Below are 16,640 nucleotides of genomic sequence, written 5' to 3'. Positions count from 1 at the left end.
CAGGCCGCTTTCTATAGAGGTCGATGCTTTTGAGAAACTTAAGTATTTCACAGACGAAACGTTAATGGCACAATTTACTGAACTGAATGCATGAAGGCTGAAACAAAACGCTAAACGGGATCAGAACACCTTCCTGAATATAAAGCGACTGAAAATGCCGTTAAACTCTATCGGCACAAATCGGATGGAAATCTTCAACTATAGATCAAGTCGATCAAGTATTCCTGTAATCAATGAACAGTAGAAAAATATATAACGTCAGCACGAAAATTATTTTTGAGAAGGAAATCACATTCCGTCACATTTCAGACATAGACAAAGGGTCTGTGCGGAAGTCTGTAATATTCAACAAAAGACTCTGCAGCATTATTATAGATGAAAATATCTGAAGAGATGTGGAGGATACCGACTGTTATTATAACGATTTGAGCGTTAATTAGAGTCCGCGCAGTAAATTATCCATATAATAATTTGTATAAATCAGCTGAAAAACAGAGTCGGGCTTTGAAACAGAATTGTAATTTTATTAAAACAGACATCTGATAAAATGATGATATACTAAGTAAGGTTACAAAAAGCAAGTGAAATGCATTATAGATTGCTTACCAGCGTGAAATAAAATAAAAAATAGATAGGTGATATATTTAATGATAGAGATGAAAAATGTCTATAAAAAATATCCCAATGGCATCACAGCTATCAATGGGTTGGACGTCACGATCGATCAGGGAGAATTCGTATATGTCGTTGGTCCAAGTGGTGCAGGTAAATCGACTTTTATTAAAATGATCTACCGTGAAGAAATGCCTACTAAAGGGACAGTTAAAGTCGGCGAATTTGATTTGATGAATTTAAAGAACAAGAAAATTCCATATCTTCGAAGACACGTCGGTGTGGTTTTCCAGGATTTCAAACTGCTTCCGCGTTTAACAGTATTTGAAAACGTCGCATATGCCATGCAGGTCGTAAATAGAAACCCTAAACAGATCCAGAAAAGATCACTGGAAGTTCTGGACCTGGTCGGCTTGAAACATAAAGCCCGCATGTTTCCTAATGAGCTGTCCGGCGGAGAACAGCAGCGTGTGGCTATAGCCAGAGCGATAGCCAATATGCCGCGCGTACTCATTGCTGATGAACCCACAGGTAACCTGGATCCGGAAACGGCTTGGGGTATCATGGACCTGCTTGAAGAAATCAATAATCAGGGAACAACGATCATTATGGCCACACACAACAGTGAAATCGTTAACCGCGTAAGACATCGTGTACTGGCTGTTGAAAATGGACGCATAGCCCGTGATCAGGAAAGAGGGGAGTACGGTTATGAAAATTAGAACTGCTGGAAGACATATCAAAGAATCCTTTAAAAGTATCATTCGTAATGGATGGATGACGTTTGCCGCTGTCAGTGCCGTAGCTATCACGTTACTACTTGTAGGCAGCCTGATCGCACTCTTGATGAACGTGAACAAACTGGCATCAGACGTGGAAGAAGACGTCAGTGTCAGAGTTTATGTGGCAACAGGGACAGAAGAAGAGGAACGGGAAGCTTTGAGGAGCGACCTTGAAGAAATCGAAAACATTGAAGAAATCGAATTCTCCAGCAGAGAAGATGAGCTGGAGAATGTAATGGGTAGTTATGGTGAAGAATTTGGTTTGTTCGAGGGTGACGATAATCCGCTTCATGATGTCTTTATTTTGAATACGGCTGCCCCGGAATTCACCGCAGAAGTGGCTGAAGAGGCAGCAGCGATCGGACCAGTCGTGGATGATGTCAATTATGGTGGTGCAGAAGCTGACCGTCTGTTTGAAATCATGGAAACTGTAAGGAACATCGGAGCAGTGATCATTATTGCACTGATATTTACCGCCGTATTCCTGATCTCCAACACGATACGGATCACGATTTTTTCCAGAAGAACAGAGATCGAGATAATGAAACTCGTTGGAGCAACAAACTGGTTCATTAGATGGCCCTTCCTTATTGAAGGCGCGCTGATCGGATTTGTCGGTGCCCTTATCCCGGTATCGATCATTTCGTATCTGTATCTAAGTGGATTTGATACATTGATGGGTTATCTGTCCGGAACTTACTTCGGTCTGCTTCCGCCTAACCCGTTCCTGATTCAGATCGTCGCCTTGCTTTTAACTATCGGCGTGGTCATTGGAAGTATCGGTTCATCATTATCTATCCGAAAATTCTTAAAAGTTTAACAAAAAGAGGGACATGGTCCCTCTTTTATACATATTAAAGACAATAGCAGAGAAGAGGAACGCAGTCGTGGGAAAGCAGACAATATCTAAATGGGTTATGACAAGTATCACAGGTTTGATTATATTAGGAGTCGCTCCAGCTGTGATTGAAGCAACGCCTTCTGAAGCAGAGTATACAGAAAAGATGACAGAGCTGGAGTCTCGTGAAGAAAATGCACAGGAAGAATTGGCCTCGATCGTTACAGTCATTGAAGAAACAGAAGCAGAGGCTGAAAAGTTGGTCGATGATATGGAAGAAACGGTCCGTGGGTTAGAACGGATACAAGAAGAGATAGCGGTCCTGTCTCATCATATCAGTCAAAGAGAAACCAGATTAAAAGCTCAGATAAGGTCAGTACAAGTGTCGGGACGCTCATCTGAAATACTGAACTTTCTGATAGAAGCGGAATCACTGTCGGACATACTGGCACGATTAGGCGTCGTCAACACCTTGTTTTCTGCCAACCATGAATTGATGACCAGCCAGATAGAAGATCAGGAAGAAGTCAGAAAGAAAGAACAGCGCACTATTGAGATAAAGGAAGAACAGCTGCTGCTGGCTGCAGAACTGGAAACGAAGAAAGCAGAACTGGATGAGAAGCGACTGGAGCAAGAGAGTCTAGTTGCTGCTATTGCCGCTGAAAAGTCCGTAGTCGAAGAAGAACGAGCCGCTTATCTTGCACAGCAGCAGAGGAGTGAGCGTCGTTTGCAGGCTCTTCAGACAGCCCGTACCTCCGCCCGTTCGGCTGAATCCGTGACTGATTCCGTCTCAGGTGGGACAGATGAAACAGTATCATCCTCGTCAAGCCAGAATAACGATCCCGCATCAGGCGCCATTGTAAGGGCTGCGCATAGTTTGACCGGCGTACGCTATTCTTATGGCGGTTCGACAACTTCAGGTTTTGACTGTTCAGGCTTTACTCAGTTCGCGCTGCGAAAAGCCGGGGAAAGTATTCCCCGAACGGCAGCTGCTCAGTTTGGTGCGAGCCGACGCTTGGCCCAGTCGGAGGCTAGACCCGGCGACTTGATCTTTTTCAATCAGTCAGGATACATCGATCATGTCGGTATCTATTTAGGTGGCGGTAAATTCATTGGGGCGCAGACCTCAACGGGAGTAGCTGTTGCTTCGTTCACGACAGGCTACTGGTCACGCTACGTGGCCGGTTTTGGACGTCCTTAATTTAAATTAGTAACTCCTTAAGTGAATCGACAGGCTCACCTAAGGAGTTTTTTTCTATAAGCACAGTAAGTTGCGTCTCAATATGATAAAATGAGATTAATTATGAGTCGAAGGGATGAACACTATGACACTGCTTCAAAATAGTTTACTTGCACTTTTATTATTTGTACTGCAGCCGACGTTTATAATCGGTGTTGTGTTAGCGATTTTATCGAAAACCAGACGATTTAAATATTCAAGAAGCAAGCTTCGAACAACCATTTATAAAGAAAACTTTGAAATGAAACGATTCTTTACATGGGGGCTTGTTCCCGGTGCCGTTCTTTCCCTGCTGTCGATTTTTATCGGTATGCCGGTGACGATCGACTGGATGATCATTTATCAGATCGTGACCATCCTTTTTCTCGGGTTAGGCTACCGGTTCATCCATCCTGTTTTCACATTCAGTGCGTCAGGGTTAACTGTCCTGTTATTGAATATGTTCCTTACTGATGCCTCATTGTTCGGGCAGATATTGGACCGATGGAACAGTCCGATCGTCAGTCAGTCGACTATGAGTTACGAGAGTGTCCAGATCATCTATCTGTTTACAGTCTTTATTCTCATCAGTACGATCGGCGTGCTTTATAAAGGAAATATGAATCAGTTCGTTCCAAGGTTCTTAAAAACGAAGAGAGGGAAACTGGTTGCCCGGTACCGTATGACACCCTTATGGCTGATGCCTTTAGCCGTGGTTGTCCCAGGCGATACCTTCACGGCTCTTTTCGACTGGTGGCCTGTTTTTTCTATTGGAAGTCAGACGTACTCCATTCTGATTATCCCGGTCCTCTTAGGATTTAGATATACCGTTCAGGCGCAACTTCCGTCTGAAGCGAAGCAGGCATTACTTAGAGAGTTTTCAGTACTGAGTGTATTCAGTATCGTGTTATTCGCTTTGACTTTCTGGATCGAAGAAATGAGTGCAGCAGCTCTGCTTGTCCTGCTGGTCGGCGGTATCTATGTGATGTATAGACATAGACAGCGTGAAAGGAAATGGGCATTTAAATTCGGTCCTGACCAGGACGGTCTCAGAGTCGTCGCAGTAAGACCGAACAGTCCGGCAGAAAGAATGTCTCTGGAGGTCGGTGATGTACTGGTGGAATCCAATCAGATGCCCTTGTCAACAACAGAAAATCTCACAGAATCCTTATTCAATAATCGCTCCTATAGCAAACTCAAAGTGAAACGTCTCGATGGTGAACTAGTCATAACCGAAACCCCTATTTACGAGGAAGACTCTCATGACTTGGGGCTTGTTACACTTGAAGACATTAATTACTGAATAAATAGAGCTGCCTCAGATGAAATCACTGGAAGATTAATTCTTCCCGGATGATTTCGTCTGGGGCTTTTATTATAGTCACTGGCATGTTATTATGTACATATAAACATATGAACATAAATACATATGATAAGGAGAAAAGCAGTATGATCGATAAAGATACTTTGGAAAACGCATCGCTGTTATTTAAAGCATTAAGTGACTCGACGCGCTTAACGATCGTTTATCAGCTTTCACTAGCAGAGATGAATGTGAATACTATAGCCCGGACACTTAATTTGGAGCAATCGACTGTCTCGCATCAACTGAAGATATTAAAATCGGCGCGACTGGTGAAGTCACGAAGAGAAGGCAAAACACGGATCTATTCGATCAGCGACGACCATGTTCGGGAACTGATCAGTCAAGTAACGTCTCACGTACAAGAAAAGAGGGATTAGGTTGACAGACTACACATTGAAGGGTCTTCACTGCAGTAACTGCTCAGATGATCTGGAAAAGGAACTGAATCAGTTCACAGGGCGATCAAAGGTAAAAATCGATTACGATATGAGTATGTTGACAGTGGATGAAACAGATGCTGATATGGAAAAGATAAAGAAAGTACTGGAATTCGAAAAAATCACTTTAAAACCCTTGGAGGAGAGAGCAGAGAAGAGTGATAGTGAACATTCTCACCACCATAGTCACCACCACGGTATGCAGTCGATGATGAGTCAGGAATCGTCAAAAAAAATGCTGATCGTTTTTGGAGTCAATCTGACTTTTTCCGCTATTGAATTTGTCTTTGGTCTCCTTTTCAATAGTATCGCCATCATGACTGATGCTGTACATGACCTGGGGGATGCGCTCTCTATCGGTCTGGCTACCTATTTTGAAAGGATATCTACCAAAGAAGCAAATGACCAGTACAGTTTCGGCCATCAGCGTTTTTCCTTGTTAGGGGCTTTAGTGACGGCAGTGATCCTACTGGGCGGTTCGGCCGTTATCCTGGTTACGGCAGTGCCGCGACTTCTCGATCCGGTAGAAGTGAATCATGAAGGCATGTTCTGGCTCTCGCTATTCGCTATCGCTGCTAACGGGTTCTCTGCCTGGTTGATGAGCCGGGGAGAATCACATAACGAGTCTCTGCTCAACCTTCATATGATGGAAGATGTGTTAGGGTGGATAGGGGTATTGACAGTGAGTATTATTTTAAACTATACAGACTGGAATATTCTGGATCCGCTCCTGTCAATCGGGATAGCCTCCTTTATTATTTATAAAACCTGGCCGTTGTTCAAAGAGACCATTGAGATTTTCCTGGAAGCCACGCCCAAAAATTTATCAAGAGAAAAAATCGAAGAGGCGATCCTTTCTATCAAAGGCGTAACGAATGTTTCGCATCTGCATGTCTGGTCCATAGACGGAAAAGAACATGCGATGACTGTTACGGTGAGTACTTCCTTAGAGGGAATGGACGACATGGAAACGATCAAGGATAAGATCAGAGACGATCTTTCAGATTATGCTGTACATCATTCCACTATAGAGGTCGTCTATGATCCAGGAAAAACACTGATGAAAATTAAAAGTTGAAAACTGGAAGTGAAGTTTGATAGTATAAGGTAACTTTAAATTAAAAGGGGAGAGCAAGATGGGGATACATGAATACTTCAAAAGTTTGAGTGATCTGGAGAAAATATACCGCTGTCCGGGGAAGTTCAAGTATGAAGAACATTCTGTCGCAGAGCATTCATTTAAAGTGACAAAAGTTGCTCAATTTTTAGGGACCGTCGAAGAAAACCGGGGCAATGAAGTAAACTGGCAGGCCTTGTATGAAAAAGCGCTGAATCATGATTATGCTGAAATATTTATCGGCGACATCAAAACACCTGTAAAGTACGCCGATCCCGATCTGCGTGACCGGCTGGCACATGTGGAAGAGTCCATGACCCATCATTTCATAAAACAGGAGTTTCCCGAAGAATTTCAAGCCATCTATCATGAACGTCTGAAAGAAGGCAAAGATGAAAGTCTTGAGGGCAAAATCCTGTCAGTAGCTGACAAGGTCGATCTTCTTTACGAGTCTTTCGGAGAAATACAAAAAGGGAACCCGGAGCCTTTGTTCAATGAAATTTACCGGGAATCGTTAGATACCATTCTGAAGTTTAAGGAAATGAAAAGCGTCCAGTATTTTCTGGCAGAGATCCTGCCGGATTTATTAAGAGGAGAATTTACCAATCAGTCTGAACTGGAGAAAATCACCCAGGGAATCTTGAAGGTTCATAAAATAGAACAGACATTCGCAATAGACGAATGAATATGGTAAAATACAGGATGGAAGAGAGGAAAGAGTCGCGACTCTTTCCTCTCTTTTGACAGTCAGTGGAAGTCTAATAGTCGCATAACTAAACCAAAAACTTTACAATATGAGTAAGAGCTCATGAACGGAAAAGATGAATAACAAAGGTAGGATGAAAGCATGGCTAATGATAAAATCGAGGTGCGTGGGGCACGGTCCCACAACCTGAAAAATATTGATATAACAATTCCAAGAGACAAACTGGTCGTTATGACGGGATTATCCGGTTCAGGGAAAAGTTCGCTGGCCTTTGATACCCTCTACGCTGAAGGACAGCGTCGGTATGTGGAATCTTTGTCTTCTTATGCCAGACAGTTTCTGGGTCAGATGGATAAACCGGATGTGGATAGTATCGAAGGCCTCAGCCCGGCCATTTCCATCGATCAGAAAACAACGAGCAACAACCCGCGTTCCACTGTCGGGACCGTGACCGAAATCAATGACTTTTTAAGACTCATGTATGCCAGGATCGGGACACCGATCTGTCCGAATGACGGGACAGTGATTTCAAGTCAGTCTATCGAACAGATGGTCAACCGGATTCTGGAATACCCGGAAAAAACCCGTCTCCAGATCCTTGCCCCTGTTGTGAAAGAAAAAAAGGGGCAGCATAAAAAAGTACTCGAAAAGATCAAGAGCGAAGGATATGTGAGAATGAGAATCGATGGAGAACTCGTCGATATCGATGAGGAAATCGAGCTGGATAAAAATCTCAATCATTCGATCGATGTCATCATAGACCGAATCGCTATAAAAGAAGGCATCCGCACGCGGCTGTTCGATTCATTAGAAGCGGCCCTGCAACTGGGAGAAGGCTATGTCATAGCAGACATTATCGGTGAAGAAGAAGTGTTGTTCAGTGAGCACCATGCCTGTCCGGCGTGCGGCTTTACACTGCCGCCTCTGGAACCGCGTCTGTTCTCCTTCAATGCACCGTTTGGAGCCTGTCCGGAGTGTGACGGGCTGGGAACGAAACTGGAAGTGGATATCGATTTAGTGGTTCCTGACAAGACCCTTTCGTTGGATGACGGAGCGCTGCTCCCGTGGCAGCCGATCAGTTCGAGCTACTATCCGCAGATGCTCTCACAGGCGTGTGAAGCTTTCGGCATCGATACGACTGTCCCTTTTAAGGATCTGCCTAAAAAACACCGGAATATCGTATTACATGGATCGAAAAAGAAAAAGTTCCACTTTCACTATAAAAATGATTTCGGAAGTGTCCGAGACACCATGATCCCTTTTGAAGGTGTGATTCCCAATGTGAACAGACGCTACCATGAAACAAACAGTGACTACACGCGCAGAGTGATGCAGCAGTATATGACTGAGCTCGAATGCCATGTCTGTCACGGCAAACGGCTGAACAGGGAAGCACTGGCCGTGAAAATCGAAGGCCGGGATCTAGGTGAGGTCAGTCAGCTGTCCATTGAGAATGCCAAAGCGTTTTTTGAATCCCTGGATCTTTCAGCCAACGATACAGCGATCGCTAAACCGATTAGGAAAGAAATCAATGACCGGCTTTCTTTCTTAAGAAACGTGGGCCTGGATTATCTTACACTGAACCGTAAAGCAGGAACGCTGTCAGGGGGAGAGGCCCAGCGGATACGACTGGCCACGCAGATCGGTTCAAACCTTTCCGGTGTCTTATATATTCTGGATGAGCCTTCTATCGGACTGCACCAGAGAGACAACAATCGTCTGATCGATTCATTGAAAAAAATGAGGGATCTGGGCAATACGCTTATCGTTGTGGAACATGATGAAGATACGATGCGTGCGGCAGACTATATTGTGGATATCGGTCCGGGTGCTGGAGAAAAGGGGGGGCAAGTCGTCGCTGCCGGCTCGCCTGCGGACATCGAATCCAATCCTGACTCGATCACCGGAGCCTACCTGTCCGGAAAAAAAGAGATCCCTGTACCGGAGACCAGACGCACAAATGACGATGGGGTCATCACGGTCAAAGGCGCAGAAGAAAACAATCTCAAGAATATCGATGTCGACTTCCCTCTGGGCCGCTTTATTGCCGTCACAGGGGTTTCAGGTTCAGGAAAGAGTTCGCTGATCAACGAGATCCTCCATAAAGCCCTTGCCCGCGAAGTCGGCCGATCGAAGAAGCGTCCCGGAAAGTTCAAGTCGATTGAGGGATATGAACAGCTGGAAAAAGTGATCGATATCGACCAGAGCCCGATCGGCCGTACCCCAAGAAGTAACCCGGCCACATACACCAGTGTATTTGATGATGTAAGGGATCTGTTTGCCAAGACGAATGAAGCGAAAATGCGCGGATACAAGAAAGGCCGTTTCAGTTTCAACGTTAAAGGTGGGAGGTGCGAAGCCTGTAAGGGTGACGGTATATTGAAAATAGAAATGCATTTCCTTCCTGATGTGTACGTTCCGTGTGAAGTGTGTCACGGGACACGTTATAACTCTGAAACGCTTGAAGTCAAGTACAAAGGCAAAAATATTGCCGATGTTCTGGCAATGACTATAGAAGAAGCCGTCGATTTCTTTTCCAATGTTCCGAAAATCGAACGGAAGCTGCAGACGATCATTGACGTGGGACTGGGATACATGACGCTCGGTCAACCGGCCACTACCCTTTCAGGTGGGGAAGCCCAGCGTATGAAACTGGCCAGTGAACTGCACAAGCGCCAGAATGGTCATAACTTTTATATCCTGGATGAGCCGACGACCGGACTGCATGCCGATGATATCGCCCGCCTGCTCGAAGTGCTTGACCGCTTAGTGGAAGCAGGGAATACGGTGCTCGTCATCGAACACAACCTGGATGTCATCAAAGTGGCTGATCATGTCATTGACCTCGGTCCTGAAGGGGGCGAAGGTGGGGGTACCATCATTACGACCGGAACGCCGGAAGAAGTTGCTGAATGTGAAGAAAGCTATACAGGCTACTACCTGAACAAGATTTTGAAAAAGCATAAATCAGCATAACAAGCGGCTTCCTGAGACAGAAGGAATGATGCGAACGGCTAATACGTAAAAATCAGTCGTAAGTCCTATGACATTTAAAAAGAGTTGATGCATAATAAGTATAGAACGACCAATACTATTATTTATCGATTAAAGGAATCTATATAGGAGGGCTTTGAATGAACGAAAGAGAACGCATTATAGACCTGATGAAAAAAGGCATATTGTCGACCGAAGAAGGTTTGGATCTGCTGGAAAATACGATCAGCAAAGAAGGCAGAAAAGTCGAAGAAGAAGAATTTACTGATGAAGCTGCAGGTAATGTAGAAACTGAGGAAGCCGGCGAAGAAGCAGCCGACAAAGAAACAGCGCAGGCTCAAAACGAAGCTGAAGCTGAACTCGAAGCGTTAGTCAAAGAAATCAATGCCTGTTCTGTGAGACTCGATACGCTGAACCAGCAGCTGAGCGAAGTGGACGCTGAATTGAATGAGAAAAACACAGAACTGAATCAGCTGACTAAAGACAGCCAGTCTGACATTACAGAAAGAAAAGAAGCTATTTCAGAAGAAATCCGACTCGTTCAAAAAGAATTGGAATTGATCAAACAATTGGATGAAGTGGATAATACAGATGAAATCGTCTCGCTTCGCAATAAAATAGATCAGTTGTCAAAAGAACTTGAACAGGTGGAAATGACAGAACAGGACTTCGAAGACGACAGCCATATCCAGGAACTTGGTAGCGATATCAGCAAATTGGAAGATAAAAAAACAGAACTCAGCCGTGAAAAAGAGGAATGCGTCAAACAGCTGAACCGTTCAAAAGTCAGACAATGGACACTTAAAGCAAAACAAGCGACAGCCAGTTTTGAAATTCCTGAAGACTGGAAGAAAGAAGCCAGTGAAGAACTCACAAAAGCAGGAAAACGTATCGAAGAGGCAGGTAAGGAAATGTCATCGCTCTTTAAAAAGACAGTCAATCAGGCTTCTGATAAAGATATGAAACAGACGATCCGCACGTCTTTTGATAATGTACTTGAGAATTTCGACTGGAAGAATGTCAGCCTGAAATTCCCTACCCTGGCATCCAAAGAATACAGTAAAGAGTGGTCTTTCGATGACTCCACGGCTACGATCATAGATATCAAAGTGGCCAACGGTAAAATCACGGTCAACAAAGGAAATAATGAGACGATCGCTTTATCTGCTAAAGGTAAATTGTATGGCAGAATGGATGAGAATACTCCGGAAGAATCGTTTGCCGCACGCAGCACGGTTACCGCAGATGAAGACAAACTGATCATTCATGTTCCCAACAAGCGTGTATATGCAGATTTGACGTTGACTTTACCTGAAAGAACGTATGATTATCTTTCAATCAATACGCTCAATGGGAAAGTCATGATAAACGAACTGGATGTCAAAGATGTTTACGCCAAGTCGACCAATGGTTCCATTATGTTTGATAAGTTGGGTGGTACGATGCTTGAAGCCAAAGGATCAAACGGGTCTATAACTGTCCAAAACAGCCAGCTGAAAGACCTGCTTGCCAGTACCGTCAATGGTTCCCTGGCGTACGATGGAGAACTGGAAAGCGGAGATCTGTCTACAACAAATGGTGAAGTGAAAGTTACTGTCAAGAATGACTCGATCGCCAGACTTAAAGCAGCGACGGTTAACGGTAATGTGAAACTGGCCATTCCAGATAATGTGACGCTTGAAGGCCAGGCCAAGACAACGTTTGGTAAAATCAAGAGTCGCTTAAGCAATGTCGAGATCACTGATACGTCAGATAACATGAAACGTTTTAAACGAGTCGTGGATGAGACAACGTTTGACTTTAATATATCGACAACAACTGGTAATGTATTATTAAAGGATACAGACAAATAACTGAAAGGAAATGAGGGTTAAAGAATGAATAAATTAACTAAATCGAAAAACAATGCAGTCATATTCGGAGTTTTGGGTGGCATCGGAGAATATTTCAATATCGATCCTGTACTCCTGCGCGTCATTGTCGTTGTAGCGACGTTTGTAGGCGTGGGGTCTACTGTGCCGATCTATCTCCTGCTGGCACTGGTGATGCCGGATGACGACCAGGCGTCTCAAAAGCAGAATAGACCGCGTTCATCTTCTCCTTACGGGCAGACGAATGAAAAACCGAAAAGGAAAGAGGCGGAAAAAGTCGAAGAAGAGGATTGGAGTGACTTTTAGTCCATGAAATGGTGGCAGCGTATCTTAGCTAATACATTGATTTTTCTGGCATTAGCTGGTTTTCTTGATGGATTCATGATCGCATCATGGCTGACCGCATTAGTGGCTGCTGTCGTTTTCGGGATACTGAATGTACTGGTCAAGCCGATTCTGGTTGTTCTCTCTTTCCCGATAACGATCATGACATTGGGCCTGTTCTATTTGATCATCAATGGCCTGATGTTATGGCTGACCGCCGCCTTAGTCAGTGGTTTCGGATTCAGTTCATTTGGTCTCGCACTATTGGTGGCTCTGATCGTATCAGCTTTAAATGCTTACTTCAATAATGCTTAATAAAAAGGCTTAATGCGAATAAATGCATTAAGCCTTTTTTGTATGCGGCCTACCCGGTTTGTCTATTATGACCTAGTCAAATATGATATGATGAAGGTATGTTTATATCAATGAATAAAGGAGATAATCAATGACTGCTTCAGTAAAAATACATGAACTGGTAGAATCGATGGATGATTTACGTGTCGTTGTCGGTGAAGATAATCTGGACAGACAAATAATGGTCAGCGATCTATCAAGACCCGCCTTGGAGCTTACAGGCTATTTCAGCTTTTATCCGCAAGACCGGGTTCAATTATTAGGTCAGACCGAGTTGTCATTTGCAGATAAAATGACGAGTGATGAACGTTATATCGTTATGAAGCGTATGTGTCAGGCAGAAACACCCGCCTTTTTAATATCGAGAAATCAGGAACCGCCTAAGGAACTGTTGAAAGCTGCAGAAGAAAAAGGGATACCTGTCCTGCTTTCCAAGAGGTCAACGACCCGTCTGTCGTCCAATGTGACTAATTTTCTGGAAGAACGCCTGGCTGAACGTGTTTCCCAACATGGTGTCCTTATCGACATTTATGGGATGGGCGTACTGATCATTGGTGATTCAGGCATAGGTAAATCTGAAACGGCCCTGGAACTTATACAGCGTGGGCACCGTCTCGTTGCAGATGACAGGGTCGAACTGTATATGATGGATGAAAGACGTATCATTGGTGAACCGCCGGAAATTTTAAGAAACCTGATCGAGATCAGAGGGATCGGTGTGATCGATGTCGTGAACCTGTTTGGTGTCGGCTCGATCCGTACGAAAAAGCGCGTGGATCTGGTCATTAACCTTGAACACTGGGATCGCAACAGACAGTATGATCGTCTGGGACACAATCTCGATAAAATGCGCATATTCAATGTCGATATTCCTAAGCTGTCGATTCCTGTCAGAGTGGGTCGCAATCTGTCGATCATTATCGAAATTGCTACAATGAATATACGCGCCAAGGAAATGGGATATGATGCGACAAAAACATTTGAGAATAATCTGAATAAGCTTATAGAAAAGAATACACATGTAGAATAAATGGAGGCGTCATAAATGCAAAGTGTAATAGGTAACATAGATCCAGTTGCTTTCAGGTTAGGTCCTTTAGAAGTGGCCTGGTATGGAATCATCATTGTTACAGGGATGTTTTTAGCCGTCTGGTTAAGTATGCGTGAAGCAAATAAGCGGGGGATCGGGGAAGACTTCATCATCGACCTGGCTTTCTGGATCATACCCGCAGGCATAATCGGCGCACGACTGTATTATGTCTTGTTTGAACTGCCGACTTATCTGGCTGATCCTATCCGCATGTTTTATTTTTGGGAAGGGGGATTGGCGATTTATGGCGGCTTGATCCTCGGATTTATAACGATGTACTGGTACAGCCATAAGAATGATGTGCCCGTCTGGCTCTTAGTAGATATTTTGGCTCCTCACGTTATGATCGCTCAAGCCATTGGCCGATGGGGGAACTTTATCAATCAGGAAGCTCACGGCGGAGAAGTCAGTCGTCAGTTCCTGGAAAGACTGCAGCTCCCGGAGTTTATCATTGAACAGATGAATATCAATGGAACGTATTACCATCCGACTTTTTTATATGAATCATTATGGAATCTTGTCGGATTCATCCTTTTAATGATTTTACGGGCTAAGGACAGACTACTGCTTAGAGGCGAGGTCTTTTTGGGCTATCTTGCCTGGTATGGCCTGGGGCGATTTTTCATTGAAGGCATGAGAACGGACAGTCTATATATTGGAGATTTCCGTGTGTCACAACTGCTTTCTTTACTGCTGCTCGTTTCAAGTATCGGCTTGATCATCTATCGGCGCTTCTATGTCTATCCAAGACCTCCTTATTATACAGAGGGTGTAGAACCTGAAAAAGTATATAAAGAGAAGAAGAAAAAATATCATCAGAAAAACAACTGAAAATAATACATGAACGTCAATAATTAAAGGAGGGAATAGAATGGGAAGCAGACTAGCTGTTTTAGGTGCCGGGTCCTGGGGGAGTGCCTTAGCCAATGTCTTAACTGAAAATGGTCATCAAGTCACTATCTGGACAAGAGATCAGGAGCAGCAGAACGAGATCAACACCAGACACACTAATACACACTATTTACCTGAATTTAAATTCACGGATGAAATCGCTGCAACCACAGATTTGAAGAAGGCCGTGAAAGATGTCGAGGCAATTGTTGTGGTGATACCCACAAGCGGGATCCGAGAACTGGCCCGTCGACTTGATACGATCCTGGACAGAAAAGTAACGATCATCCATGCATCCAAAGGTCTTGAGCGCAAGACGCATAAGCGCATATCCACGATCCTGGATGAAGAGCTGTCTTGTGAATATGTGACCGGCATCGTTGCCCTATCCGGTCCGAGTCATGCTGAAGAAGTGATCAACCGGGACTTGACCACCATTACGGCCGCCTCTGTTCATCTGGAAAGTGCCCAATATGTCCAGAAGCTGTTCATTAATGATTATTTCCGGGTCTATACGAATACAGATATCATCGGAGTGGAAATCGGCGCAGCCTTGAAGAATATCATCGCTATCGGTGCGGGGATCATAGCCGGTCTGGGATATGGGGATAACGCCAAGGCGGGTCTCGTCACGCGCGGGTTAGCTGAAATCAGTCGCTTAGGCGTGGAAATGGGTGCTGATCCACTGACATTCATGGGCCTGAGTGGTGTAGGGGACTTGATCGTTACCTGCACTAGTCCGCATTCACGGAACTGGCGGGCAGGATATCAGCTGGGTAAAGGTGAAGCGATTCAATCCGTTCTGGACAACATGGGGATGGTCGTGGAAGGTGTTTCCACGACACAGGCTGCCTTTGAACTGGCTAAAGAACATGCGATCGAGATGCCGATCACGGAAGCCATATATGATGTGTTATACAAGGATGCTGAAGTTAAATATGTTATACTGAATCTGATGAAACGCGAAGGCAAGGCAGAGTGAAAAAGTTTTGCCTGAAAATCTATATAAAGGAGTAATGCGATAATGAAGAAAGTAAGAAAAGCGATCATTCCTGCTGCCGGATACGGCACGCGTTTTCTGCCGGCGACGAAAGCAATGCCTAAGGAAATGATCCCGATCGTGGATAAGCCGACGATTCAGTTTATTGTAGAAGAAGCTATTGCTTCCGGGATCGAGGATATCCTTATCATAACCGGAAAACTTAAAAGACCGATCGAAGATCACTTTGATTCCAATCCGGAACTGGAAGAAAATTTACGTAAAAAAGGTAAAGAAGAGCTGCTGGGACTCGTGGAAGAGACGACCGGTCTCAATCTGTATTTTGTCAGACAACCGTATCCTTTAGGGTTGGGGCATGCTGTCCTGCAGGCTAAAGCGTTTGTGGGAGATGAACCCTTTGTTGTTATGCTTGGGGACGATGTGATGGCTGATGAAGAGCCATTGACAAAACAGCTGATCGAAGGGTACGAGAAAACTCATGCTTCCAATATTGCAGTTATGCGTGTGCCACATGAGGAAACATCAAGTTACGGGATCATCGATCCTGAAGCAGAAGCGGGAGACGGACTTTATAATGTACGAAAATTCGTTGAAAAACCTGATCCCGAAGATGCACCGAGTGATCTGGCTATCATCGGGCGTTACCTCCTGATGCCTGAAATCTTTGGGATTCTGGAAAATCTTGAACCGGGTGTTGGGGGAGAAATCCAGCTGACCGATGCGATTGACGAACTGAACAAGACGCAGCGTGTCTTTGCCAAAGAATTTAAAGGCGAGCGTTACGATGTTGGAGATAAATTCGGATTTTTGAAAACAACGATCCAGTACGGGTTGAAACATCCTCAGGTAAAAGATGATCTGAAGAAGTATATCCTGGACTTGAGTAAAGAACTGGAATCGGGAGCGATCGAAAACAATATGGACCCTGAAGCCCATGAACTTGAGGCAGCGAAGGAAGACGAAGAATAAACACTGGACACGAAATGAATGCTCAGTTAAGCTCCTTTTATAGTGAACAGGATGAGTTCATGCTGTTTGT

General features: G+C 44.4%; 15 protein-coding genes. All 15 read left to right on the top strand.

Annotated elements, in window-relative coordinates; translation table 11 throughout:
- Nucleotides 1–647: 647 nt before the first annotated feature.
- Nucleotides 648–1,334, top strand: a complete 687-nt coding sequence (ftsE, locus tag BM049_RS06290; RefSeq protein WP_091529563.1) for a cell division ATP-binding protein FtsE — start codon at nucleotides 648–650, stop codon at nucleotides 1,332–1,334.
- A complete protein-coding gene (gene ftsX, locus BM049_RS06285; RefSeq protein ID WP_091529561.1) occupies nucleotides 1,324–2,214 on the top strand; it encodes a permease-like cell division protein FtsX in 891 nt (296 codons plus the stop codon). The genes ftsE and ftsX overlap by 11 nt, the downstream gene beginning before the upstream one ends.
- A 142-nt stretch (nucleotides 2,215–2,356) precedes the next feature.
- Entirely contained in the window at nucleotides 2,357–3,433 is a 1,077-nt protein-coding gene (locus BM049_RS06280; protein WP_177188613.1) for a C40 family peptidase, read from the top strand.
- Between the two features lie 115 nt (nucleotides 3,434–3,548).
- Nucleotides 3,549–4,754: a PDZ domain-containing protein gene (locus BM049_RS06275; RefSeq protein WP_091529557.1), complete on the top strand. Its 1,206-nt coding sequence runs from the start codon at nucleotides 3,549–3,551 to the stop codon at nucleotides 4,752–4,754.
- A 146-nt stretch (nucleotides 4,755–4,900) separates the two neighbouring features.
- The gene (locus BM049_RS06270; RefSeq protein WP_281242194.1) at nucleotides 4,901–5,194 is read left to right on the top strand and encodes an ArsR/SmtB family transcription factor; all 294 of its coding nucleotides are present in this window, start codon (nucleotides 4,901–4,903) and stop codon (nucleotides 5,192–5,194) included.
- A gap of 1 nt (nucleotide 5,195) precedes the next feature.
- A complete protein-coding gene (locus BM049_RS06265) occupies nucleotides 5,196–6,332 on the top strand; it encodes a cation transporter (protein ID WP_091529555.1) in 1,137 nt (378 codons plus the stop codon).
- A gap of 58 nt (nucleotides 6,333–6,390) precedes the next feature.
- Entirely contained in the window at nucleotides 6,391–7,056 is a 666-nt protein-coding gene (locus BM049_RS06260) for an HD domain-containing protein (RefSeq protein ID WP_091529554.1), read from the top strand.
- A gap of 162 nt (nucleotides 7,057–7,218) precedes the next feature.
- Nucleotides 7,219–10,053: an excinuclease ABC subunit UvrA gene (uvrA, locus tag BM049_RS06255; RefSeq protein WP_091529552.1), complete on the top strand. Its 2,835-nt coding sequence runs from the start codon at nucleotides 7,219–7,221 to the stop codon at nucleotides 10,051–10,053.
- A 158-nt stretch (nucleotides 10,054–10,211) separates the two neighbouring features.
- Nucleotides 10,212–11,924 (top strand): daptomycin-sensing surface protein LiaX, encoded by a 1,713-nt coding sequence (gene liaX, locus BM049_RS06250; protein ID WP_091529550.1) that lies wholly within the window; start codon nucleotides 10,212–10,214, stop codon nucleotides 11,922–11,924.
- A 24-nt stretch (nucleotides 11,925–11,948) separates the two neighbouring features.
- Complete coding sequence (locus tag BM049_RS06245) at nucleotides 11,949–12,248, top strand: PspC domain-containing protein (RefSeq protein WP_091529549.1); 300 nt, start codon at nucleotides 11,949–11,951, stop codon at nucleotides 12,246–12,248.
- Nucleotides 12,249–12,251: 3 nt separating this feature from the next.
- Nucleotides 12,252–12,581 (top strand): phage holin family protein, encoded by a 330-nt coding sequence (locus tag BM049_RS06240; protein ID WP_091529547.1) that lies wholly within the window; start codon nucleotides 12,252–12,254, stop codon nucleotides 12,579–12,581.
- Between the two features lie 130 nt (nucleotides 12,582–12,711).
- The gene (hprK, locus tag BM049_RS06235) at nucleotides 12,712–13,650 is read left to right on the top strand and encodes an HPr(Ser) kinase/phosphatase (protein ID WP_091529546.1); all 939 of its coding nucleotides are present in this window, start codon (nucleotides 12,712–12,714) and stop codon (nucleotides 13,648–13,650) included.
- A gap of 15 nt (nucleotides 13,651–13,665) precedes the next feature.
- Nucleotides 13,666–14,541, top strand: coding sequence for a prolipoprotein diacylglyceryl transferase (gene lgt / locus BM049_RS06230; RefSeq protein WP_091529544.1), 876 nt, complete (start codon nucleotides 13,666–13,668; stop codon nucleotides 14,539–14,541).
- Nucleotides 14,542–14,581: 40 nt separating this feature from the next.
- Nucleotides 14,582–15,583 (top strand): NAD(P)H-dependent glycerol-3-phosphate dehydrogenase, encoded by a 1,002-nt coding sequence (locus tag BM049_RS06225; RefSeq protein ID WP_091529543.1) that lies wholly within the window; start codon nucleotides 14,582–14,584, stop codon nucleotides 15,581–15,583.
- A gap of 42 nt (nucleotides 15,584–15,625) precedes the next feature.
- On the top strand, nucleotides 15,626–16,570 hold the full coding sequence (galU, locus tag BM049_RS06220) for a UTP--glucose-1-phosphate uridylyltransferase GalU (protein ID WP_091529542.1): 945 nt from the start codon (nucleotides 15,626–15,628) through the stop codon (nucleotides 16,568–16,570).
- Nucleotides 16,571–16,640 lie beyond the last annotated feature (70 nt).

Source organism: Alkalibacterium subtropicum, from assembly GCF_900112455.1.
GTDB classification, from domain to species: domain Bacteria; phylum Bacillota; class Bacilli; order Lactobacillales; family Carnobacteriaceae_A; genus Alkalibacterium; species Alkalibacterium subtropicum.
Note: the sequence above shows the minus strand (reverse complement) of the source record. Positions and strands in the feature narration are given on the sequence as shown.

Coding starts and splice junctions, on each gene's coding strand:
- BM049_RS06275 (WP_091529557.1), top strand. CDS start 3,549: ATGAACACTATGACACTGCTTCAAAATAGTTTACTTGCACTTTTATTA.
- BM049_RS06240 (WP_091529547.1), top strand. CDS start 12,252: ATGAAATGGTGGCAGCGTATCTTAGCTAATACATTGATTTTTCTGGCA.
- BM049_RS06270 (WP_281242194.1), top strand. CDS start 4,901: ATGATCGATAAAGATACTTTGGAAAACGCATCGCTGTTATTTAAAGCA.
- BM049_RS06245 (WP_091529549.1), top strand. CDS start 11,949: ATGAATAAATTAACTAAATCGAAAAACAATGCAGTCATATTCGGAGTT.
- BM049_RS06225 (WP_091529543.1), top strand. CDS start 14,582: ATGGGAAGCAGACTAGCTGTTTTAGGTGCCGGGTCCTGGGGGAGTGCC.
- ftsX (WP_091529561.1), top strand. CDS start 1,324: ATGAAAATTAGAACTGCTGGAAGACATATCAAAGAATCCTTTAAAAGT.
- galU (WP_091529542.1), top strand. CDS start 15,626: ATGAAGAAAGTAAGAAAAGCGATCATTCCTGCTGCCGGATACGGCACG.
- hprK (WP_091529546.1), top strand. CDS start 12,712: ATGACTGCTTCAGTAAAAATACATGAACTGGTAGAATCGATGGATGAT.
- uvrA (WP_091529552.1), top strand. CDS start 7,219: ATGGCTAATGATAAAATCGAGGTGCGTGGGGCACGGTCCCACAACCTG.
- BM049_RS06260 (WP_091529554.1), top strand. CDS start 6,391: ATGGGGATACATGAATACTTCAAAAGTTTGAGTGATCTGGAGAAAATA.
- liaX (WP_091529550.1), top strand. CDS start 10,212: ATGAACGAAAGAGAACGCATTATAGACCTGATGAAAAAAGGCATATTG.
- lgt (WP_091529544.1), top strand. CDS start 13,666: ATGCAAAGTGTAATAGGTAACATAGATCCAGTTGCTTTCAGGTTAGGT.
- ftsE (WP_091529563.1), top strand. CDS start 648: ATGATAGAGATGAAAAATGTCTATAAAAAATATCCCAATGGCATCACA.